Source organism: Leisingera sp. G5_S3_59_S7, from assembly GCF_054968485.1.
In genome coordinates this window covers 16,251-37,577 of record NZ_JBQKUH010000044.1, presented here as the reverse complement: position 1 = coordinate 37,577, position 21,327 = coordinate 16,251, and the positions used below count along the sequence as shown (strand labels likewise).

17 protein-coding genes and 1 pseudogene are annotated in these 21,327 nt (G+C 63.2%); 4 read left to right on the top strand and 14 right to left on the bottom strand.

Annotated features, from left to right (window positions below; all coding sequences use genetic code 11):
* A pseudogene (locus ACTRWG_RS17055) lies at window positions 1-586 on the top strand (ABC transporter permease); the annotation flags it as partial.
* 65 nt (window positions 587-651) lie between these two features.
* On the opposite strand, the gene ACTRWG_RS17050 reads toward ACTRWG_RS17055, so the two are convergent.
* From ACTRWG_RS17050 to lpdA, 7 genes are all read right to left on the bottom strand, one after another.
* Window positions 652-1,656 carry a helix-turn-helix domain-containing protein gene (locus tag ACTRWG_RS17050; protein ID WP_245597379.1) on the bottom strand — a complete coding sequence of 335 codons (1,005 nt, stop codon included), beginning with the start codon at window positions 1,654-1,656 and terminating at the stop codon, window positions 652-654.
* A 97-nt stretch (window positions 1,657-1,753) separates the two neighbouring features.
* Window positions 1,754-4,612 carry an aminomethyl-transferring glycine dehydrogenase gene (gene gcvP / locus ACTRWG_RS17045; protein WP_027236609.1) on the bottom strand — a complete coding sequence of 953 codons (2,859 nt, stop codon included), beginning with the start codon at window positions 4,610-4,612 and terminating at the stop codon, window positions 1,754-1,756.
* A 118-nt stretch (window positions 4,613-4,730) separates the two neighbouring features.
* Window positions 4,731-5,096 (bottom strand): glycine cleavage system protein GcvH, encoded by a 366-nt coding sequence (gene gcvH, locus ACTRWG_RS17040; RefSeq protein WP_027236610.1) that lies wholly within the window; start codon window positions 5,094-5,096, stop codon window positions 4,731-4,733.
* A gap of 21 nt (window positions 5,097-5,117) precedes the next feature.
* A complete protein-coding gene (gcvT, locus tag ACTRWG_RS17035) occupies window positions 5,118-6,215 on the bottom strand; it encodes a glycine cleavage system aminomethyltransferase GcvT (protein ID WP_027236611.1) in 1,098 nt (365 codons plus the stop codon).
* A gap of 69 nt (window positions 6,216-6,284) precedes the next feature.
* Window positions 6,285-7,655, bottom strand: coding sequence for an alanine/glycine:cation symporter family protein (locus tag ACTRWG_RS17030; protein WP_027236612.1), 1,371 nt, complete (start codon window positions 7,653-7,655; stop codon window positions 6,285-6,287).
* A gap of 25 nt (window positions 7,656-7,680) precedes the next feature.
* Window positions 7,681-8,625, bottom strand: coding sequence for a lipoyl synthase (gene lipA, locus ACTRWG_RS17025; protein ID WP_027236613.1), 945 nt, complete (start codon window positions 8,623-8,625; stop codon window positions 7,681-7,683).
* Window positions 8,626-8,643: 18 nt separating this feature from the next.
* A complete protein-coding gene (lpdA, locus tag ACTRWG_RS17020) occupies window positions 8,644-10,026 on the bottom strand; it encodes a dihydrolipoyl dehydrogenase (RefSeq protein WP_462829664.1) in 1,383 nt (460 codons plus the stop codon).
* Window positions 10,027-10,199: 173 nt separating this feature from the next.
* On the opposite strand from lpdA, the gene ACTRWG_RS17015 reads away from it, so the two are divergent.
* Entirely contained in the window at window positions 10,200-10,814 is a 615-nt protein-coding gene (locus ACTRWG_RS17015; RefSeq protein WP_259957220.1) for a helix-turn-helix domain-containing protein, read from the top strand.
* Window positions 10,815-10,915: 101 nt separating this feature from the next.
* Window positions 10,916-11,584, top strand: coding sequence for a GntR family transcriptional regulator (locus ACTRWG_RS17010; RefSeq protein WP_462829663.1), 669 nt, complete (start codon window positions 10,916-10,918; stop codon window positions 11,582-11,584).
* 485 nt (window positions 11,585-12,069) lie between these two features.
* Here the strand turns inward: ACTRWG_RS17010 and ACTRWG_RS17005 are convergent, their stop codons facing one another.
* The 6 genes from ACTRWG_RS17005 to ACTRWG_RS16980 form a co-directional block, all read right to left on the bottom strand.
* Window positions 12,070-13,161 carry a sensor histidine kinase gene (locus ACTRWG_RS17005; protein ID WP_027236617.1) on the bottom strand — a complete coding sequence of 364 codons (1,092 nt, stop codon included), beginning with the start codon at window positions 13,159-13,161 and terminating at the stop codon, window positions 12,070-12,072.
* Window positions 13,133-13,627: a response regulator gene (locus ACTRWG_RS17000; RefSeq protein ID WP_027236618.1), complete on the bottom strand. Its 495-nt coding sequence runs from the start codon at window positions 13,625-13,627 to the stop codon at window positions 13,133-13,135. Before ACTRWG_RS17000 ends, ACTRWG_RS17005 begins: the two co-directional genes overlap by 29 nt.
* Entirely contained in the window at window positions 13,624-14,913 is a 1,290-nt protein-coding gene (locus ACTRWG_RS16995) for a hypothetical protein (protein ID WP_036797413.1), read from the bottom strand. Before ACTRWG_RS16995 ends, ACTRWG_RS17000 begins: the two co-directional genes overlap by 4 nt.
* A 99-nt stretch (window positions 14,914-15,012) precedes the next feature.
* The gene (locus ACTRWG_RS16990) at window positions 15,013-15,744 is read right to left on the bottom strand and encodes a response regulator (protein ID WP_462829661.1); all 732 of its coding nucleotides are present in this window, start codon (window positions 15,742-15,744) and stop codon (window positions 15,013-15,015) included.
* A 665-nt stretch (window positions 15,745-16,409) separates the two neighbouring features.
* A complete protein-coding gene (locus ACTRWG_RS16985) occupies window positions 16,410-18,758 on the bottom strand; it encodes a methyl-accepting chemotaxis protein (RefSeq protein WP_245597380.1) in 2,349 nt (782 codons plus the stop codon).
* A 205-nt stretch (window positions 18,759-18,963) separates the two neighbouring features.
* Entirely contained in the window at window positions 18,964-19,239 is a 276-nt protein-coding gene (locus ACTRWG_RS16980; RefSeq protein ID WP_154667789.1) for a hypothetical protein, read from the bottom strand.
* A gap of 144 nt (window positions 19,240-19,383) precedes the next feature.
* Between ACTRWG_RS16980 and ACTRWG_RS16975 the strand changes: the two genes are divergently transcribed.
* Window positions 19,384-20,097 carry a trypsin-like serine peptidase gene (locus tag ACTRWG_RS16975; RefSeq protein WP_027236621.1) on the top strand — a complete coding sequence of 238 codons (714 nt, stop codon included), beginning with the start codon at window positions 19,384-19,386 and terminating at the stop codon, window positions 20,095-20,097.
* Between the two features lie 55 nt (window positions 20,098-20,152).
* Here ACTRWG_RS16975 and ACTRWG_RS16970 read toward each other — a convergent pair whose 3' ends face one another.
* Window positions 20,153-21,325, bottom strand: coding sequence for an HlyD family type I secretion periplasmic adaptor subunit (locus ACTRWG_RS16970; RefSeq protein WP_209320207.1), 1,173 nt, complete (start codon window positions 21,323-21,325; stop codon window positions 20,153-20,155).
* Between the last annotated feature and the right edge of the window lie 2 nt (window positions 21,326-21,327).

Genomic DNA, 21,327 nt, shown 5'->3' with positions numbered 1-21,327 from the left:
CATCACCCCCGCGATCTCGGCGCTGGCCTTCATCATCGTGGTGCTGACGGTGATTGCGGCATTGGCCAATGAGGCCTCGATCCGCCGCAAGGAGCTGGTCGCGGCGGCGCGCCAGAAGGCCACGGTTGAGGAGCTGGAAAGCGGCAGGCTGCGGCTGCCCGGCTTCCTCAGCTCCAACGCCGCGGCGGTGGCGCTGGTGGTTGTCGCCTGCGCCACGGTGGCGGTGGTCGGCACCGCATCGGTCTACAGCCCGGCGCAATGCATCGCCGATGTGCAGGAGCAGAAGCGTCTGGAGACCGAGCAGCGCATCCAGGAGCTGCGCCGCCAGCGCGAGCTGCGCCGCCAGGAGCAGCTGGAGCAGCAGGGCGGCAGCCCCGCCCCGGCCCCAAGCGCACCCGCAACCGGCGGCAGCTCCGGCTTCGGCGGCGTCTTCGCCCCCGGCAACCTGTCGGGCAGCGGCGAGGCCGGCACAGAGGCGGAGCAGGACCCGCAGGACAGCGGCGCGGGCAGCAGCTCCGGCTTCGGCGGCGCCTTCGATCCCGGCAACCTGTCCGGCGGCAGCGATGACAGCAGCTCAGGCAACTGAAACCGGAAATATAACAGAAAAGGCGGCCGAAGGGCCGCCTTTTTCATGACTGGGACCGGGTGCTTTCAGGCCAGAGACCCTGCCGGATGGCGGTCTGCGTAATACTGTTTGCGGAAAGCTTGCGGACTGGTCTTGTATTCGCGCTTGAACCATTCCGTCAGGCTGCTGCGGGAGCCGAAGCCGGTGGCGGCGACGATTTCGGCCAGCGGCAGGGTGGTGTGCAGCAGCAATTGGCGGGCCTTTTCGATGCGCAGCTTGCGGTAGGCGGCAAGCGGGCTGGTGCGGGCCTTTTGCTGGAAGCGTCGCTCCAGCTTGCGGGGCGAAACGCCGGCCTGCTGGGCGATGTCGCGGATCAAAAGCGGCTCTTCCAGGTTCTGCTGCATCAGGTCGAGGATCTTGACGATCAGCGCATCGCCGCCTGCGGTCTGGCGCAACTGCAGCGAGACCTTGGACTGTTCCGACACAGGCCCGAAGGCAAGGCCGAGGTAATCGCAGACCGCATCAGCGATGAACGGCCCGCGGTCGGCGCGCAGGAAGCCTGCCAATACGCGCAAGGCAGCAAAGCTGCTGACGGCGGTGCTGATGCGGCCTGAATTCGTAATCAGAGTGCCAGCCGGGGCGCAAGCCAGCTGCTCTTCCTCTGCGGCGGCGGCAAAGTTTGAATGCACGGCGCTTTCAACCGGTGCATTTATCCCGGTTTCGGGCAGCAGAAAAATGGCGCTGCCGGCAAAGAGGCTGCGCTGTGCCTGGCGGCAGATCCGCTGCAGGCTGGCCTTTTCGCCGGAGTTGAGCGGCCAGCGGCTGGTAATGCCGCCGAGGAAAATCACCGTTTGCGGCTTCCATCCGGGGGGAACTGCGCGCATCTGCGAGCTGAGGTTGCGCACGGCGGTGCGGTAGCCGCTGTCGGGGAACAGATCATTGGCGGCGCGGAAAACTTCGCAGATCATCTGGGCCGCGGCAGGGGGCTCTGACTGCGGCAGAATGATTTCGACGTCGTGGAGGCGGGCCTGCGCCACGTTGTCAGCGGAGCGCCGGGACGCTGGCACGGTCAGCGGTTCGAGACGGGACATCATTCTCTCCTCTGAGCGGTCATGCGGGGGTGCAGCGCTGGGGGGGGCTGCGGGGGTGCCCCGCCGGGCAGGCCGGCGGGGCGGGAGGCCTGACGGATCAGGCCTCGCTTTCTTCGTACTCCGACATCGGCGGGCAGGTGCAGACCAGGTGACGGTCGCCGTAGGCGTTGTCGACCCGGTTCACCACCGGCCAGTATTTGTCGACACCCAGGTTGCCCGGCGGGAAGCAGGCCTGTTCGCGGCTGTAGGGACGGTCCCATTCGCCGACCAGGTCGCGCACCGTGTGCGGTGCGTGCTTGAGCGGGTTGTTCTGCGCGTCGATCTTGCCGTCGATGATGTCCTGCGCCTCCGAACGGATTGACAGCATGGCATCGCAAAAGCGGTCCAGCTCATCCTTGGGTTCGGATTCTGTCGGCTCAACCATCAGCGTGCCTGCCACCGGCCAGGACATGGTCGGTGCATGGAAGCCCGAGTCGACCAGGCGCTTGGCGATGTCGTCCACGGTGACGTCGCCTTCCTCTGCCAGCGGGCGGGTGTCCAGGATGCACTCATGCGCAACGCGGCCCGTTTCCGAGGTGTAGAGGATCTTGTAGGCCTCTTTCAGGCGCGCCGCGATGTAGTTGGCGTTCAGGATCGCCACACGCGTCGCCTGGGTCAGGCCTTCGCCGCCCATCAGCAGGCAGTAGGCCCAGCTGACCGGCAGGATCGAGGGTGAGCCGAACGGAGCTGCCGAGACCGGACCCACGGCGGTGCCGTATTCCGGGTGGCCCGGCAGATGCTCTGCCAGATGCGCCTTGACGCCGATCGGACCCATGCCGGGGCCGCCGCCGCCATGCGGAATGCAGAAGGTCTTGTGCAGGTTCAGGTGGCTGACGTCGCCGCCGATGTCACCCGGACGCGACAGGCCGACCATGGCGTTCATGTTGGCGCCGTCGATGTACACCTGGCCGCCGTGCTCATGGGTGATGCCGCACACCTCCTGCACGGTGGTCTCGAACACGCCATGGGTGGACGGGTAGGTGATCATGCAGCCTGCGAGATGGTCAGAGTGCTTTTCTGCCTTCTCGCGGAAGTCGGCCAGGTCGATGTTGCCGTTGTCATCCGCCTTGATCGGAACCACTTTCCAGCCAACCATCTGTGCAGAGGCCGGGTTGGTGCCATGTGCGGAGGTCGGGATCAGGCAGACGTTGCGGTGACCTTCGCCGCGGGCGGTGTGGTAGTTGCGGATGGTCAGCAGGCCCGCGTATTCGCCCTGCGCGCCGGAGTTCGGCTGCTGGGAGATCGCGTCATAGCCGGTGATCTGGCAGAGCTTGTCGTTCAGATCGGCGATCATCTGGTGGTAGCCCTGCGCCTGGTCCTCCGGGCAGAAGGGGTGCAGGTTGCCGAATTCCGGCCAGGTGACCGGGATCATTTCGATGGTCGCGTTCAGCTTCATGGTGCAGGAGCCCAGCGGGATCATTGCACGGTCCAGCGCCAGGTCGCGGTCGGCCAGACGGCGCATGTAGCGGGTGATCTCTGCCTCGGCCCGGTTCTTGTGGAAGATCGGGTGGGTCAGATACTCGCTTTCCCGCAGCGCATAGTCGGGCAGGCGGTAGGCGCGGTTCTTGACGCTGTCGTCCTTCTTCCCGATGCCGAAGGCGCCCCAGACCGCTTCGATGGTCTCGGCGCGGGTCTGCTCGTCCAGCGAGATGCCGATACGGTCTTCACCCACCTTGCGCAGGTTCACGCCGCGGGCAACGGCCGCTTCCATGACGGTTTTCTGCAGCGGGCCGACTTCGACGGTGATGGTGTCAAAGAACACTTCCGGCTCCACCTTGAAGCCGTGCTCCTCCAGACCAGCAGCCAGGCGCGAGGTTTTGCGGTGCACCGACTGGGCGATGGCCTTGATACCGTCGGGGCCGTGGTAAACCGCATACATCGACGCGATGACGGCCAGCAGCGCCTGCGCGGTGCAGACGTTGGAGTTGGCTTTTTCGCGGCGGATGTGCTGTTCGCGGGTCTGCAGCGCCAGGCGGTAGGCCTTGTTGCCGCGGGCGTCAACCGACACGCCGATGATGCGGCCGGGCATGGCGCGCTTCAGCTTGTCGGTGGTCGCCATATAGGCCGCGTGCGGGCCGCCATAGCCCATCGGAACGCCAAAGCGCTGGGTGGAACCGATGGCAATATCCGCACCCATCTCGCCGGGCGACTTCAGCAGCGCCAGCGCCAGGATGTCGGCGGCGACAACGGCGATGCCCTTGTGCTCATGGATGGCTTCGATTTCCTTGGTGAAATCACGCACATGGCCGTAGGTGCCGGGATACTGGAAGATCGCGCCAAACACCGCGCCCGGGTCCAGCTCGTCCGGATCGGCAACCACCACGTCGATGCCCAGGGGCTCGGCGCGGGTCTGGATCACGGCGACGGTCTGCGGGTGGCAGTTTTTATCGACAAAGAAGGCCGCGTTGTTCGCCTTGGAGCGCGAGCCGCGGTGCGCCATTGCCATGGCTTCGGCAGCGGCGGTGGCTTCATCCAGGAGCGAGGCGTTGGCGATGTCCAGGCCGGTCAGGTCGCTGACCATAGTCTGGAAGTTCAAGAGCGCTTCAAGACGGCCCTGGGAGATTTCCGGCTGATAAGGGGTATAGGCGGTGTACCAGGCCGGGTTTTCCAGGATGTTGCGCAGGATCGGTGCCGGCGTGGTGGTGCCGTAGTAGCCCTGGCCGATCAGCGAGGTCAGAACCTGGTTCTTGGAGGCCACCTGCTTCATGTGGAAGAGGGCATCGCGCTCGGTCATCGCCGGGCCCCAATCCAGCGCCTCTTTCTGGCGGATGGCGGGCGGCACGGTGGCGTCGATCAGCTCGTCCAGGGTTTTAAAGCCGATCACCTGCAGCATATCGCGCATCTCGGTCGGAGACGGGCCGATATGGCGCCGGTTGGCGAAGTCGTAGGCTTCGTAATCGGTAAGTTTGAAGGCCATTTAAAGCGCTCCTGTATGAAGGTCACGCCCGGCCGGAAGCGCAGGAGCCTCCGGCGGGGATATTTTTAGCCAGATGAAAAGCGGATCCGGGCGGGTTGCGGCGGGTCCGCCAGGGGCCTCAGCCGATCAGGGCCTTGTAGCCGTCCAGATCCATCAGATCGTCCAGCTGGGAGGCGTCGGAGATCTTGATCTTGTAGATCCAGGCATCACCTTCCGGGCTTTCGTTCAGCGCGGCGGGGTTGTCGGCCAGGGTTTCGTTCACCTCGATCACTTCGCCGTCCAGCGGCGCGTAGATTTCCGACGCGGCCTTTACCGACTCGATGACGCCGATCTCGCCGCCTTTTTCGAACTCGTCGCCGGCTTCGCGCTGCTCGACAAAGACAACTTCGCCCAGCTGGTCGGCGGCGTGCTTGGTAATGCCCAGAGTTGCAGTGTCGCCTTCAACGGTGATCCACTCGTGGTCTTCGGAATAATAGGTGGCCATGTTGACTCTCCTGATGATGTCTTAGCGTTTGTAGTTCTGAGTGACGAAAGGCAGGGCGACGATCTCAGCCGGTTGCGCCTTGCCGCGGATGATGAGGTTCACCTTGGTTCCCGGCGCGGCATGGTCGGCCGCAACATAGCCCATGGCGACCGGGCCGCCGACGGTGGGGCCGAAGCTGCCCGAGGTGATGGTGCCGAGAGTATCGCCGCCTTCGCTTTGAACTTCCACACCCTGACGGGCGGGGGCGCGGCCTTCGGGTTTGATGCCGAGCAGTTTCTTGGACGGGCCCTCGGCCAGTTCCTTCTGGATGCGGGCGGCACCGGGGAAGCCGCCTTCTTCCTTGCGGCGCTTCTGGATGGCCCAGGAGAGCGACGCCTCGATCGGCGAGGTCGACTGGTCGATGTCGTTGCCATAGAGGCAAAGGCCGGCCTCCAGGCGCAGGCTGTCGCGGGCGCCGAGGCCTGCCGGTTCGCAATCGTCATGGGCCAGGAACAGTTTGGAAATGCGGATGGCATCGGCTTCCGGGATCGAGATTTCGTAGCCGTCCTCGCCGGTGTAGCCCAGGCGCGAGATGCGGCACTCGGCGCCGTCAATGTCTGCCACGGTGGTTTCCATGAACTTCAGGTCACGGGCGGCGGGGCAAAGTCCGCCCACCACGTCCTCGGCCTTGGGGCCCTGCACGGCAACCAGCGCGCGGTCGAAGATCTCAGTCACTTCGACGCCGTCCAGGTTGGCCTGCATGTGCGGGATGTCCTGGTGGCGCAGCGCGGCATTCACCACGACAAAGTAGTGGTCGCCGGCGTTGGAGACGATCAGGTCGTCCATGATGCCGCCGTCTTCGTTGGTGAAGAAGCCGTAGCGGGCCTTGCCCTCTTTCAGGGAGGCATAGGCCTGCGGGCAAAGCGTTTCGAGCTTCTCGCCCACATTGTCGCCGCGCAGGATCACCTGGCCCATGTGGGAGACGTCAAACAGCGCGGCCTTTTCGCGGCACTGCTTGTGCTCGCCCATGATGCCCATGGGGTACTGGACCGGCATTTCCCAGCCGGCGAAGTCGACCATCTTGCCGCCAAGCTCGACGTGCAGGTCATAAAGCGGGGTGCGTTTGGGTGCGTCGGTCATCCTGTGCAGCCTTTGAATTTTTATGGTTTCGGGGTGGGGGAGGGCGCAGGGCGCGCCCTCCCGGAGGGATTACTCGGCAGCGTGGCCGGCTTCTTCCGATTTGCCGCCGGTGGCGAAGAACTCTTTCGTCACCTTGAAGACGATCGGGCTCAGCAGCGCCAGGGCAACCAAGTTCGGGATGGCCATCATCGCGTTCAGCGTGTCAGCCAGCAGCCAAATGAAGCCCAGGTCGGCAGTTGCGCCAAAGTAGATCGCGATGATCCACAGGATGCGGTAAGGCAGCATCACCTTCACACCGAACAGGAACTCCATGCACTTCTCGCCATAATAGGACCAACCGAGGATGGTGGTGAAGGCAAAGATCGACAGTGCGATGGCGATCAGGTAGCCGCCGATGCCCGGAAGCGAGGTTTCGAACGCCAGCGAGGTGAGCGCCGCACCGGATTCACCTGAGGTCCAGGCGCCGGACGCGATGATCGCCAGTCCGGTGATAGAGCACACGATGATCGTGTCGATGAAGGTGCCCAGCATGGCGATCAGGCCCTGGTTGACCGGGCCTTTGGTCTCAGCCGCTGCGTGGGCGATCGGGGCAGACCCCAGGCCTGCTTCGTTGGAGAACACGCCGCGGGCCACGCCAAAGCGGATCGCTGCCCAGACTGCCGCACCGGCAAAGCCGCCTTCGGCTGCGGACGGCGTGAAAGCATAAGTGAAGACCATGCCGAAGGCGGTGCCGATTGCATCTGCGTTGATGACCAGCACGATCAGGCCGGCGATGATGTAGCTGACCGCCATGAACGGAACCAGCGCGCCGGCCACAGCGCCGATGCGGGTGATGCCGCCCAGGATCACAGCGCCGGTCAGAACCATCAGCACGATGCCGGTGATGGAGGTGCTGAAGCCGAAGTTGGCTTCCAGAACCTGCGCCACGCCGTTGGCCTGCACGCCGTTGCCGATCCCGAAGGCCGCGATGGAGCCGAACACGGCAAAGGCGACGCCCAGCCAGGCCCATTTCGCGCCAAGGCCGTTCTTGATGTAGTACATCGGGCCGCCGACATAGTTGCCCTCTTCATCCTGTTCGCGGAATTTCACGGCGCAGACGGCTTCGGAGTATTTGGTGGCCATGCCGACCAGCGCAGTCATCCACATCCAGAACAGCGCGCCCGGGCCGCCGAGGAACACGGCGGTGGCGACGCCTGCGATGTTGCCGGTGCCGATGGTGGCCGACAGGGCGGTCATCAGCGCGTTGAACGGGGTGATCTGGCCTTCGCCGGTGCCTTCACGGCCCTGGAACATCAGGCCAAAACCCATGCCCAGTTTCCGGATCGGCATGAACTTCAGGCCAACCTGAAGGAAGAAGCCGACGCCGAGAATGAGGACCAGCATCATCGGCCCCCAAACCACGCCGTTTACGGCTCCTACGATTGAATTTAACGCTTCCATGGGTCTCCTCCCGCTTGCGTTAAGGTTAAATGCCCTTTGCCAAAGCCATCTGACGGGCCTCTTTCAGGGCGGCAAAATCTTCATCCGCGTGGAACGATGAACGGGTCAGCGGTGTCGCCGACACGTGCAAGAAGCCCTTGGCGCGGGCGATCTGTTCCAGCTGCGCAAATTCTTCCGGCGACCAGAAGCGGTCGATCGGGTGATGTTTGGGGGTGGGCTGCAGGTACTGGCCCACGGTCAGGAAATCGACCTGAGCGGCGCGCAGGTCATCCATCACCTGGCGCACATCATCCAAGGTTTCGCCCAGGCCGACCATGATGCCGGACTTGGTGAACAGCTGGGGGTTGGCGCGCTTGGCATCATCCAGCAGCCGCAACGAGGTATAGTAGCGCGCGCCGGGACGCACACGCGGATAGAGGCGCGGCACGGTTTCCAGGTTGTGGTTGAACACATCCGGTGCGGCCTCGAACACCGCCTGCGCGGCTTCGCCCTTGCCCAGGAAGTCCGGGGTCAGCACCTCGATGGTGGTGCCGGGATTCTGGTGGCGGGTGGCGCGGATGGTCTGGGCGATGTGTTCAGCGCCGCCGTCCTCCAGATCATCCCGATCAACGGAGGTGATCACCACATGGCGCAGGCCCAGCTTCTTGACCGCCGCCGCAACCCGGCCCGGCTCAAATGCGTCCAGCGTGTCCGGCTTGCCCGTGGTCACGTTGCAGAAGGAACAGCCGCGGGTGCAGACCTCGCCCATGATCATCATGGTGGCGTGGCGTTTGGACCAGCACTCGCCGATGTTGGGACAGGCGGCCTCCTCGCACACGGTCGCCAGATCATGCTCCCGCATCAGCTTGCGGGTCTCGTAATACTCCGCGCTTTCGATCTTCTTTTTGCGGATCCATTTCGGTTTGCGCGGGATGGCGCTGTCGGCCTTGTGGGCCTTTTCCGGATGGCGGGGGCGCAGCTGGATTGTCATCTGACAATTTTCTCCCGTTCAGGCGTGAATGGCGCGGCCAAGCGCGTCGAGGCAGGCTTCTTTCACCGCTTCGCCCATCGCCGGGTGCGCGTGGCAGGTGCGGGCGACATCCTCGACCGTGGCGCCCTTGGTCATCGCCAGCACCAGCTCGGCAATCAGGTCGCCGCCATGCGCGCCGCAAATATGGGCACCGAGGATCTTGCCGCCGGGTGTTGCCAGCACCTTCACCGCGCCGTCGGTTTCACCGGTGGAGCGGGCGCGGGAGTTGGCCATGAAGGCGAATTTTCCCGTGATGTAGTCGGTGCCTGCCTCTTTCAGCGCTTCCTCGGTCTGGCCGACGGAGGCAACCTCGGGGTCGGTGTAAACCACGCCCGGCACGGTGTTGTAATCCACATGGCCGTGCCGGCCTGCCAGCATCTCGACACAGGCGACGCCGTCTTCCTCTGCTTTGTGCGCCAGCATCGGCCCAGGCACGCAATCGCCGATGGCAAAGATGCCCGGAACGGAGGTAGAGAAGCGCTCGTCCACCTCAATGAAGCCCCTTGGGTTGATGGAAACGCCCAAGTCTTCCAGGCCCAGCCCACGGGTTACCGGGCGGCGGCCGATGGCGACCAGCACCTTGTCTGCCGCAAGCTGCTCTTCCTTGTCCTTGCCGACGCGGTCCAGCGTCAGAGTCAGGCCGTTTTCGCCCTTTTCGACGGTCTTCAGCGCGCGGCCCAGCTGAAACTTCAGCCCGCGCTTGCTCAGCGCCCGCTGGGACAGCTTGGCGATCTCGCCGTCGATGCCCGGCAGGATACGGTCGAGGTATTCCACAACCGTGACCTTGGAACCAAGGCGTGACCAGACCTGACCGAGTTCAAGCCCAATCACGCCGGCGCCGATCACCACCAGATGCTCCGGCGCGGCGTCCAGCGCCAGCGCCCCGGTGCTGCTCAGCACGTCCACCTCGTCGATTTCCACGCCGGGGAGGGCGGCGGGTTCCGATCCGGTGGCGATGAGGATGTTTTTTGCAGTGTAGCGGTCGTCTCCCACCTTGACCTGGCCGGGCGCCGGAATGCTGGCCCAGCCTTCGATGTGGTCGACACTGTTCTTCTTGAACAGAAACGCGATGCCCTTGGTCAGGTCGCCGACGATCTTGTCCTTGCGCGCCATCAGCGCACCCAGGTCCAGGCTGGCGCCCTCGACGGCGATGCCATGTGCGGACAGATGGGACAGCTCGGCATATTTGGCGGAGGAGGTCAGCAGCGCCTTGGAAGGGATGCAGCCGACGTTGAGGCAGGTGCCGCCCAGCGCGCCGCGGCCTTCGACGCAGGCCACCTTCATGCCCAGCTGCGCCGCGCGGATTGCTGCGACATAACCGCCCGGCCCAGCCCCGATCACGATCAGATCATATGCGCTCATTTGGTTTCTCCTCCGAATAACGGTTCAGGACCGGCACGTATGCTGCCGTATACGACGTCGCGTCTCCTATAGGAAACTTTTTCCCTTTTGCAAACTAAAAGTGCTGATAGGGAAATTTTGACCCGCGAATACATCAAAGCTAAGCTGCTTCCGGAACAGGAGAATTCGCAGAAATGGAACCAATTCCCTCAGAAGAAACAGGGCTGGGCCCCGAGGCCATGGAGGCTCCGGACGGGGAAGTCTTGGGGAAAATGATTCGCGACGCCCGCAAGGAGAAGGGGCTGACGCTGGAGGAAGCGGCCAAGGCAGCGGCCATCGGGCGCTCGACTTTGTCGAAGATCGAGAACAACCAGACCCGGCCCAGTTTCGAGATCATCCGCCGCCTGATGCAGACGCTGGAGCTGGAGACACCGCAGCTGTTCGTGCAGTCCGGTCAAAGTGGCGTTACCGGGCGGCGGGACTTCACCCGCACCGGCGAGGGCGAGCACAAGGAAACCACGACCTACGACCACGAGCTGCTGTGCAGCGAGCTGACCAGCAAGCGCATGGTGCCCTATATCAGCACCATCAAGGCCCGCGATGTCACCGAATTCGACAATTGGGTGCGCCACCAGGGCGAAGAGTTCATGTTTGTGCTGAGCGGCGAGGTGATCCTCTATACTGAGCATTACCGGCCGCTGCGCATGGGGCCGGGAGACTCGGTCTATTACGACAGCGGCATGGGCCATGGCTGCGTGTCGGTCAGCGAGGATGACGCCAAGGTGCTTTGGGTTTCGCTGGAAGTGTGACGGGGATGCTGCCCGGCGGGCCGCAGACCCGGACTGCCGGCTAAGCCGCTTTTACGGGCCGTCAGCTTGGCATACACCTGCTGGAAAGGAGGCGCGCTGCCATGAAACTGGACCCTGTTGATATCTCGAAAACGGCCTCGGCTTCGGCAGCGGTGTTCGAGGCCCTGCGCCAGGCCATCATCGAGGGGCGGCTGGCGGAGGGGGAGCCGCTCCGCCAGGATGAGATAGCCCGCCACTTCAAGACCAGCAGGCTGCCCGTGCGCGAAGCAATCAACCGGCTGGAGGAGCACGGGCTGGTCCGGACCCAGCGCTTTAAGGGTGCCGTGGTGGCCGGACTGTCGGCGGATGAAGCCGCCGAGATCTTTGATTTCCGCGCGCTGCTTGAGCCGGAGATCATCCGCGATGCAGTGCCGCGGATGCCGCCAGAGCTGCTGGCACAGGCCCGTGCTGACTTTGCGGCTTTTGACGCCTCGAAAAATCCGATGGAATGGGGGGTGCTGAACCGCGCCTTCCATGACGGGCTGTACAGTGCCAGCAAGCTGACCTTTTTCCGCGAGGCGGCCAGCGGCGCAATGGACCGGATCGACCGCTATATCCGGGCGCAGCTGGTGATGAGCAACGGCATGGAACGCGCTGGCCGGGAGCATCTTGCCATCCTGGAGGCCTGCGAAGCGGGCGATGCCCGGCGGGCCTCGGACCTGACCAGAGCGCATATTCTGGAAGCCAAAGCATCCTTGCTGGCGCATTTCCCGGTGCTTTCGGGGGCCTGACAGCCGCAGGAGACCGCTATGCCGGCATAAGTCCCAAGCTTCCGGCCATACTGTCCATGCTCCCAAGCGCCGGCTGGCGAGCGTGATGATCAGCAGCTCTGGCCTCCTGGCGGATGGGGGGGCGGCCAGGGCTGCGCGATAAGCAGCATGCGCCCGCCCGGCCGGCGCGGGGCACCCGCCGCGTGAAGGCCTGCTGCCGGGCCTGGCCGCCGGTATTGCCCCGGACAATGCAGCCAAAAACCGTGATATCCGCGGCGCCCGCCGCAGTTCCCGCGAGGCCCGGCCAAATGCCGGGAAAGGCGCGGGGCCGCCGAAGCTGCAGCAACCGGGGTTTCTTGCCGTTACTTCATTCCGGAACAGGGCGGCTGCTGGCTGCAAACCGTTTTAAATAACGCAGCGGTGGCGGGTTTGACCGCCTTGACGGGGGCAGGGCGCGCCGGGCTTGGTCCCTCCGGCAGACCGGCAGCGGCACAACAAGGGCGCTGTCAGGCCGGCTTCTGCATCTGGTTTTTTTCAAGGCAGACCAGAAACCGGATCGTCGTGCCGGTCTCCGCGTGCGGATCGCACCAGATTGTCCCGTTATGACGCTTGGCGATTTTGGCGCAGGTTGCCAGTCCAAGACCGGTGCCAGGCTGGTCGCTGCCGCGCTGCAGCCGCTTGAAGGGCTCAAATATCTTCTCCCGGTACTCCGGCGGAACGCCAATCCCGTTATCCGCCACAGAGATCATCACGCCGGCGCCCGCGGGTTCGGCGGTCACGGAGATTTCGGGTGTTATGCCGCCGCTGTACTTGATGGCGTTGCCGATCAGGTTTTGCAGCAACTGCACGATGTCCGGCGGGAAACACGAGACGCTCAACCCGCCGGGCTGCCATTCGATCCGGGCGCCGGATGCCGCAAGATCCTGCGCCATAACAGCGCGCAGGCTGTCGAACAGGCTCTCGACAGTGACATATTCCGCGGTGCCATTGCTGTGCGGGTTGATATGGCTTGCCAGCCGTTCAATCAGCTCGGAGGTCTTGCGGACCGACTTTTTCATCAGCTCCAGCTGCCGTGCCACCTCGTCAAATTCCCCGTCTTGGTAATCCTCCTGAATCTGGTCGCTGAGAAACTTGATGGCCCTGAGCGGCGCCCGCATGTCATGCACCAGCACATCGGAAAACAGCCGCAGCTCATTCTGCTGCTCCTGGATTCTCCAGCGCATTTCCGCGACCTTCAACCCGTTGGCAACCATCCGCTGGAGAGCCTCGGCAGTAATGGCGGATTTGGGAATGTAATCGCTGGCGCCTGCCAGAATGACACTCTTGGCGATTTCCTCGTCGCCTTGGCCGGTGGTCATAAACAGAACTGCCCGCGGCCAGGTTGCCGTCAGCTGCGCGATAAGGTCCAGCCCGGTGCCGTCCGGCAGAAGGTAGTCCAGAATGATCACGTCAACCGGCAGACCGGCTTGAGACAAGGCGCCTTTGCCGCTGTCCGCCTCGAAGACCTTGGCATCCGGGTGCGATTGCAGCAGCAGCCTGCGCACGAGCTTCCGGTCACCAGCGTCGTCGTCAATGATCAGGATGTTGAGAACCGTCATCGGACACCTTTCTGATGTGAACTTCGGGCAGTTCAACGATGCGCCAGTAATGGTCGAGCGTCGCCATCAGGTCGACAAACATGTCTCCGGCATTGGACTTGAGAATGTAGCCGGCCACATTGTTGGCATAGGCCGCAGAGATGTCCCTTTCGTCCTCAGATGTTGTCAGCACGATAAACAGGATCTTGCGCAGCACAGGATCGGCGCGGATCTCCTCCAGCAGTTCAATGCCGTTTTTCCGGGGCATGTTGATATCGCTCAGCACCACGAAGCTGGGCGGCGGCACCTGGCTCATTTCGCCGCGCAGGAAGGCCAAAGCCTCGACACCGTCGGTGAACCGCTGAATCGGATTGGCGATCTTGGCCCGGCTGAAAGCGCGGCGCAGGGCCTTGGCATCGCCGTCATCATCCTCGACAAGAACGATATTAAGGGCAGGGCGGCCTGCGGGGGGACTGTTGAGTGTCATGCTGGGGTCTCCTTGCTCAGGGCCTCCTGCGGCCAGGTGCAGCGAAAACAGCTCCCGCTGGCAGCGGACCGCTGGGCTGCGGTTCGGCCGACGGCCGCCATCACGCGTTTCTTTCTCAAGGCCCGCCCTCTGCCGCGGCCTTCAACGTGTTCCTCCGGTTTAAGTTCTTGGAGGATTTTTGAGCTTTTGGTGCGGTGCTGCTTTGCAAGTGCGGGGGGATCGCCGCACACTGAAAATTGGCCGATGGACTCTCCCGCGTTGACACCGATCCAGACAGTGCCTTTTGCTTGGTCCCGGTGCCGGATGCCGGTTGTCATCTGGTTCAGCAGACCCGCCTTTAGCGGAAGCCTGGGCAAAGGCAGCCCTCTGTTGCGGCGGGAAGACTGCACTATCCTTCCAATCCGGCCATGCTGCAGCACCGGGCTTCCTGCCTGCCCTTCCGCCCTGTCCGCGGTGACCTCAGGCGCGCGCGTCCGGCGGGTGCGCAAATGAGGCAACAATTCTTCCAGCAGCCAGTTCGAAGCGTTTTGAATGCTCCGCAAGGCGGCTTTCGCACTGTGACAGGCGAAACAGGCAGGCTGCTCCAGATTTTCCTTGGACCTCCGGAGCGGTATGGCCAAGGGCGGCATCCGGTCTTCAGCCAAATTGCACTCGGTTATAACCTTGATAGCGCATGGAAAAAAATCATCACGCCAAGGGCGGGCCTGGCTGGCGGCAATTTCGGGCGGCATCTTTGACCGCTGCTTCGTGCCGCCGAGACAGGCATCGCCCGCGTCTCTGAGGCGATGCAGAATATTCTCCGGCGCGTTCAAAGGCAGCAGTTCCGGATCGCTATGACACAAGTGCGTGGCCGCCCTAACGCTTCCGGCCGGGTCTGGTGGCAGGCCCCGGGTATTCACCCGCCAGGCGTCCTGCAAGCTGCCGCCACTCATCAGAAAGCGCAGCCGGGTACCGGAGGCCCCTTTGGTGATGGGGCTGGCAGACATCTGGTCCTGTTTCGTTTGCGATTGTTCCACGGCCAGGCCGACCGGATCCAGCTGATTGCCGCTGATGCAGCAGCGCTTGACGCCGGCGATTGCAGGGCGGGAGCCAAAGGCGTTCAGGTCCGTTTCCAGATCAGCAAAATCCCCGCCAACATAGCAGGCGCGGATTTGGTTATTCGTGGCGAGTTGCTGAGTTACCTGTTTCCCAATACGCTGTTTTGCGTTCAAGCAGCCGGCAGTGAAGATCAGCGGCAGAGAAACCCCTATGACGCAGACGACAGTTAAGGCAGCTTTGGTCTTCATTCATTTGCGCTCCGCAAGCGGTTTGAGGTTCTCTGCCCCTGGATGGGCAGGCATCTGCCCAGGGCGGCAGGAAGAACTGCTGCCCGCAGTGGCAGGCCGTTATTGCAGCAAATTGGGTGAAGCTTTGGCGGTAAACTCCCGGGTGTCTTCGATCACGCTGTCCAAGTCGTCCATGAACACAACAAGATCCTTGCAGCTGCGTTCCAGCATCGAGACATCCGACAGAACGGCGGGGGGCACGCCGCCATCCTGACGCGCCTGCGACTTGATCACCCGCACCCCCGCGAGCGTCCTCCTCAGAAGCAGCCGAAGATCGGGCCCGCAGCCGACGATGAACCGCTGGAAGAACCGTTTCAGCTCCTTTTCTGAGGCCCGAGCGCTGGACAATTGGCCATAAAGCGCCCGCCGCTCCAGCGCTGAGGCGATGGATTTCATCAGGGAATCCGTCGTCAGCTCATCCTTGACGATGTAATCCGCGCAGCCCCGGCGCATGGCCTCGACGGCGATATGATAATTTGTCGCGCTGGTCAGCATTATAGGAACCGCCTGAACTTGATCTTCATGAGTCACCAGCTGCTTCAACGCATCCAGCCCAGTGTCCATGCCCAGGTTGTGATCGAGGAACACCAGATCGAACTGCTCCGTGTCCAGCTGCTGGCGCATTTCATCCAGGTTTGCTGCTTCGTGGAATTCAGCCGTCATCCCGGCTTTGCGGCACAGCTTGTTCAGGCGCAGCCTGTCAACCTCATCATCATCAACGGAGAGGATGTTCAGATTGACAGCCTGCAGAACCGGCGGGGCGCCCTTGTTGGGGAACTGATTATTTCTCATCCTGATACCTTTTAAAACTGCGCTGCACCCGGATCGGTTGCCTGGGCGTTCACTCTAAGCGGCATTGTAGCCGCTCAATTTCACGTATGGGTTTATTATCTTGAGGCATTTGATTAAGGAAATCTGAGCTCCGGCCAGCGTTGCTGGGATTTTACGTTAAGGATACGTTGGGCAACTTCTATTTGCGGCACCCTTGCGTTTCAGGGTGCAGGACAGTCAGCCAAGGACGCTTGGAGCAGAAAATTTATTGAAAATTCTTGGCAGTAAGACCCGTCCGGCCCGCTCTGACGGGGCCGGATGCCAATCACTTATGGACATACGCGGAAAGGGCGCCGCGCCACGCTGGAGTTTCTTTGGCCTAAAGCTGTTGCCGCATCGCACAGCGGCAGCGGCCGGAACTCCCGCTGCGGAGGCTAAGCGATCCCTTGCGGTGGTCTACGGTCCGCGCCCCGCCGGAGGCGTAGCGGCGCGGTATGGCTGAACGGTTTGCAAGTCTCATAGGGACAGCAGAAAGGCTGCAGTATAAGGTCCGCCGCGCCAGCCCTGCCATCCCTTGCTGCAGAGAGTCCTGTTGATATCCGCTGCCGGAACGGCGTCTCGGCCGCAGGTTTAAGCGCCACCGCTCCAGACTTGCCAGTGAAAGGCGGGCTGTGCGCCCGCTTAGATCAGAAGTCCTCCCATTTGCTTGCCCCGCCGGTGCCTGTTGCCGCGGGCCTTGCTGCGGCCCCATCCGCAGGCAAGCCAGGCTCATCCTTCCAGAAATCATCCGGCGCCTCAGTGCCGTGCGCACTGGGCTTCGGTATCACCTGGTGGTCCGGGCGGGGTGCTTGCTGCGCGTCAATCGTGAAATGGGACACGAGTTCAGCCAGTTTGCTGGAATCGGTGTGCAGCATGTGGCCGGCCGCGGTGGCCTCTTCGACCATGGCCGCGTTCTGCTGGGTCACCTGGTCAAGCTGGGTGACGCCGGTGTTGATCTCCGCCAGCCCGGTCGACTGCTCGGCTGCGCCCTCGGCAATGCCGGACACCAGCTGCGAGATATGGGTGACCCGTTCGACGATGCTTTGCAGCGCCTCACCGGCCTTGCCGACCAGATCCACGCCGCGCTCCACCTGTTTGGAGCTGTCGCTGATCAGGGTCTTGATCTCCATCGCCGCGTCCGAGGAGCGCTGCGCCAGGGCCCGCACCTCGCTGGCAACCACGGCAAAGCCCTTGCCGGCCTCGCCTGCCCGCGCCGCCTCGACGCCTGCGTTCAGCGCCAGCAGGTTGGTCTGGAAGGCAATGTCGTCGATCACCGAGATGATCTGGCTGATGTGGTTCGAGCTCTGCTCGATCTCGGTCATGGCAGCGACGGCATTCCCGACCACGGAGCCGCTGGATTCGGCTTCGGCGCGCGCTTCCTCCATCGTCGCCTCAACGCTGCGGGCGCCTTCGGCGGCGGATTTCACCGACGCGGTCAGCTCATCCAGTGCCGCCGCGGTCTCCTCCAGCGTGGCGGCCTGGCTCTCGGTGCGGTGGGAGAGGTCATCGGAGGCCTGGCTGATCTCCTCGGCCCCGTTGCGGATACTGCCGGCCGCCACGATCACTTGCTGCACTGTCTCCTTCAGGGTTTCCAGTGTCAGATTGTAGTCATGGCGCAACTGCTCATGATCCTTCGGGAAGGCCTGGGTGATCGGCTGTGAGAAATCCCCGGCGGACAGCCGCACCAGGCCGGCGCTCAGGCTTTCGACCACGAACTGCTGCTGCTGCTGCAGCTCGTTGCGGCGTTCTTCGGCAAGGCGTGCCTGTTTCAGGTCGGCCTGCATCGACACCAGTGTCTTGCCGATCTTGCCGATTTCGTCGTTGCGTGCAGCGGCGTCGATGCTGGTGTCAAGATCGCCCGCGGCGACCGCCTCCATGTGCCTGCAGATTTTGTCGACCGGGCGGGTGATCGACCGCGCGAACAGCCAGCCAAGGAAGGAGACAGCCGCAGCACAGGACAGCGAGATCAGCAGCATGATCTGGCGCTGGCGGACCGCGGGCGCCAGAATTTCCTCCCGGTCCAGCTCCGCAACGATCGCCCAGTTCAGGTCGCGGAAGGTAAAGGGCGCGGTGACGGCGGCAACCGTGCTGCCATCCGGCTTCTGGACGGCCGGGTGGAACGAGACATCCTGTGCGTCCCCGGCAGCCGGTGCGCTGCCCGTAGTGGCGCTGCTGGAAAAGGCAGCCTCGATGTAAGGCAGGCCCGGCAGCTCTTCCAGCACGCTGTGCCGGCCTTCGAGGCGCGACTGGGTGCGGGCCCTGAAGTCGCCGCCGATCAGGTAAACATCCAGAGTCTTCAGCTCGCCGCCGAAATTGGTGGTGATCAGGGCGATCTCGTCGATGGCCACCTGCAGGGCAAACACCCCTGCAAACCGGCCTGCGTTATCCACGATCCGGGTCGCCGCAAAACCTGCCGGGGCGCCTGCACTGGGTTCATAGTCTTCGATATCAGAGAAATAGACCCGTCCGGCTTCGCCTGCTTCGGCCATCCGGAACGCCTTGGCCAAGCCTGTTTCGCGATACGGGCCAGAGACCATGTTAGTGGCATAGTCGCTTTCCTTGGTGACCGAAAAGACCACATCCCCTGCCGGGTTGATCAGGAAGATGTCATAAAAGCCCATCCGCTCCATCACCTTCTGGAAGGCGGGATGGTTGCGTTCGAAGTGAAGATCATAAGGCGATGCGGCGGACGCAAACATCGACAGGTTTTGAACCTCGGCCTGGCCTGCACCGTCCCTGGTGGACCAGGTTGCGGTCAGATCCTTCATCGCGTCGGCGGTTGAGGGGACCGAGGCAATCGTCAGGATGGCCGCTTCAATCCCTTCGAAGTAGGATTGCAGCGCCAGCTCCCGGTCCTGCACCAGCGACTGCATGAAAACTTCGCTGTTGTGGAGCACCCCGCGCCGGAAGTTGCTGGTGCTGACGGCAATCAGGACGGCGGTCAGGACCAGCGCAGTGCTGACGATCAGCAGCGGCAGCTTGTGGGCGAGCTTCATGGATCTCAGAATTTTCAATTTGACCTCCAGCGGAGAGGCATCCCGCGGGCGCCGCCGCCGTCAGATGCCAGTGATGCAATTTGTCTCAGTTTCAACGCCAGATAGATTTTTTATCGGTTAATGCGCCTGCTGTTTTACGATAGGGTTTTGATATTTTCTCTTCGCCTTTCGATTGAATCCGGCCAGTACACTGCAGTCTGGTGCCTTACAGCGCCTGACAAAGGATGGTCTGGACGGCCGGGGCTTTAACGATTGCGGCGGCGCCGGTCACAGCATCGCAGAGCCTTCTTGCCCGCTTCCGCCGCGCCGCGAAGCTGCAAATGGTTAACGATTCCGGCGGCGCGAATCGTTTCCGCAGGGGCAGCGCGGTGTCCGAAACCCGGCTTGGCGGCAGAAGATTTCCCTGCGTTTGCGGGGAGTTCTTTGATTTCCGCCGGTGATGACCGGGTTTTTCTGGCAATGCGAAGGCGTTTTTTGCCATGGTTAAGCATCAATAACCGGGGGGTTAGGGAATTGTTAACGCTGCCGCAATCTGTCCATGAATTCGTCTCTTCATGGCTTTTTTGGGCCTCATTCCAGCCGCACGCCTGAATGACGATGCGTTTATGGGAAGCTGGAGTGGGTTATGAGACTGTTAATTGCTGCAATAGCGGCATGCCTGGCCTTGGGCATGCCCGCCGGTGCGGCTGCGAGTGACGCGCAGCCAAGCGCCACATCCATTGAAGGGTGGGAGGCCGTCGGACGGCTGAACATTGCCAACGGAAACATCTGCACCGGTGCGCTGGTGGCACCGGATCTGGTGCTGACGGCCGCGCATTGCCTGTTCGATCCGCGCACCGGGGCGCAGGTTGCCCCGGCGTCGATCTGGTTCGAAGCCGGGTTGTCGGGGCGGCAGGCTGTGGCCCTGCGGCAGGTGGCTAAGGCGGTGGTGCATCCGCAGTACCGCTACCGGCCTGCGGGCGCGCATCAAATCGGCAGCGATCTGGCGGTGCTCAAGCTGGACCGGCCGATCAGCCGCAGCCAGATCCAGCCGCTGGCAATGTCGCAGGATGCGGAGCGGGGCGATATTCTGCGGGTTCTGTCCTATACTCGCAGGCATGCAACCCGGCCGGGGCTGGAACCGTCCTGCAGCGTGCTGGCGCGGCAAAGCCGGACCCTGGTGTTGTCCTGCCTGGTGGATTTCGGCGCTTCGGGGGCTCCGGTGCTGGAGATGCGCCCGGGCCTGCCGCCGCGGCTGGTTTCGGTGATCTCAGCCAAGGCGGCGATGGGCAAGCGCCGGGTTTCAATCGGCACGGCGCTGGATGCATCGCTGCGTGAGCTGATGCGGCGCGCGGGGTAGGAGCAGCCGCCGTATACCGCGACGCCTGCTGCCTTTAAGGCAGCCGCATGCGGTATCAGGGTTCGCGCAGGGCTTCGCGGGATTTGTAGAGCGGCTTCAGCAGGTACTGCAGCACGGTTTTGGCGCCGGTCTGCAGCTCTGCGGCGGCCCGCATGCCCGGCCGGATCTCGATGGACTGCTGGCGTTCGGTGAAGCCGGATTTGTCGACCCGCACCGTCACCCGGTAATAGGGCTCGGCGCGCGGGTTGCGCTCATCTTCGAATGTATCGGCGGACACGAAATCCACCTTGCCGCGCAGCGAGCCGTAGATGGTGTAGTCATAGGCCGACAGCTTGATCGTGGCGTCCTGGCCCGGCTGTACGCTGGCGATGTCTTCGGGCCTTACCCGCGCCTCGACAAACAGCTCCTCGCCTAGCGGGATAATTTCCAGGATCTCCTCGCCGGGACGGATCACGCCGCCGATGGTGGTCACTGCCAGGCTGTTGACGATCCCGGCCATGGGGGAGGTGATAATGGTGCGGTTCAGCTGGTCCACCGCCAGCCGCTGCTCCTGGCGCAGGGTGGTGAGGTCGCGCAGCGTCTGCGAGTATTCCTCAGCCTGCTCCAGTTCTGCCTGAGTGCCGATCTCGTTGTATTTGGCGCGGGCATCGGTGGCGGCCTTGCGGGCCTTGTTCACCTCGATCAGCGCGACGATCTTCTGCTTGTAGAGCTGCTCCATATTGGCAAGCTCGGCGTTCAGCTGATCCATGATCTGCCGGGCACTGTCGCGGCGGCTGGTGAAGTCGGTCTGCCGGGCGGTCAGCAGGCCGCGTTCCGAGGCAAGAATGCCGGGCGAGCGCTGCGCCAGCATCTCCGGCACCGTGAATTCAAAGGCGCCTTTCATCTGCGCTTCGAGCCGGTGGCGCTTGATCTCCAGGGCGTCGATCTGGTTTTGCAGCTCATCAGCGGCGGCGCGGAACTTGGTGTCCTGCAGCTTGGCCAGCACCTGGCCGGCGCTGACGATATCGCCTTGGCGCACATGCAGCTCTGCCAGAATGCCGCCCTCCAGGTTCTGCACGATCTGCGCGCGGGAGGAGGAAACCACCTGGCCCTCGCCGCGCACGATCTCGTCGATGGAGGCGAATGCCGCCCAGATCAGGAAAGTAAGCACGGCGGCAAGCGCCAGATAGATGATGCGGCTGGCGCTGCGCGGCGTCTCTGCAGTGCCGTAGGGATCGTGCAGGGCCATGG

Coding starts and splice junctions, on each gene's coding strand:
- ACTRWG_RS17050 (WP_245597379.1), bottom strand. CDS start 1,656: ATGTCCCGTCTCGAACCGCTGACCGTGCCAGCGTCCCGGCGCTCCGCT.
- gcvP (WP_027236609.1), bottom strand. CDS start 4,612: ATGGCCTTCAAACTTACCGATTACGAAGCCTACGACTTCGCCAACCGG.
- gcvH (WP_027236610.1), bottom strand. CDS start 5,096: ATGGCCACCTATTATTCCGAAGACCACGAGTGGATCACCGTTGAAGGC.
- gcvT (WP_027236611.1), bottom strand. CDS start 6,215: ATGACCGACGCACCCAAACGCACCCCGCTTTATGACCTGCACGTCGAG.
- ACTRWG_RS17030 (WP_027236612.1), bottom strand. CDS start 7,655: ATGGAAGCGTTAAATTCAATCGTAGGAGCCGTAAACGGCGTGGTTTGG.
- lipA (WP_027236613.1), bottom strand. CDS start 8,625: ATGACAATCCAGCTGCGCCCCCGCCATCCGGAAAAGGCCCACAAGGCC.
- lpdA (WP_462829664.1), bottom strand. CDS start 10,026: ATGAGCGCATATGATCTGATCGTGATCGGGGCTGGGCCGGGCGGTTAT.
- ACTRWG_RS17015 (WP_259957220.1), top strand. CDS start 10,200: ATGGAACCAATTCCCTCAGAAGAAACAGGGCTGGGCCCCGAGGCCATG.
- ACTRWG_RS17010 (WP_462829663.1), top strand. CDS start 10,916: ATGAAACTGGACCCTGTTGATATCTCGAAAACGGCCTCGGCTTCGGCA.
- ACTRWG_RS17005 (WP_027236617.1), bottom strand. CDS start 13,161: ATGACGGTTCTCAACATCCTGATCATTGACGACGACGCTGGTGACCGG.
- ACTRWG_RS17000 (WP_027236618.1), bottom strand. CDS start 13,627: ATGACACTCAACAGTCCCCCCGCAGGCCGCCCTGCCCTTAATATCGTT.
- ACTRWG_RS16995 (WP_036797413.1), bottom strand. CDS start 14,913: ATGAAGACCAAAGCTGCCTTAACTGTCGTCTGCGTCATAGGGGTTTCT.
- ACTRWG_RS16990 (WP_462829661.1), bottom strand. CDS start 15,744: ATGAGAAATAATCAGTTCCCCAACAAGGGCGCCCCGCCGGTTCTGCAG.
- ACTRWG_RS16985 (WP_245597380.1), bottom strand. CDS start 18,758: ATGAAGCTCGCCCACAAGCTGCCGCTGCTGATCGTCAGCACTGCGCTG.
- ACTRWG_RS16980 (WP_154667789.1), bottom strand. CDS start 19,239: ATGGCAAAAAACGCCTTCGCATTGCCAGAAAAACCCGGTCATCACCGG.
- ACTRWG_RS16975 (WP_027236621.1), top strand. CDS start 19,384: ATGAGACTGTTAATTGCTGCAATAGCGGCATGCCTGGCCTTGGGCATG.
- ACTRWG_RS16970 (WP_209320207.1), bottom strand. CDS start 21,325: ATGGCCCTGCACGATCCCTACGGCACTGCAGAGACGCCGCGCAGCGCC.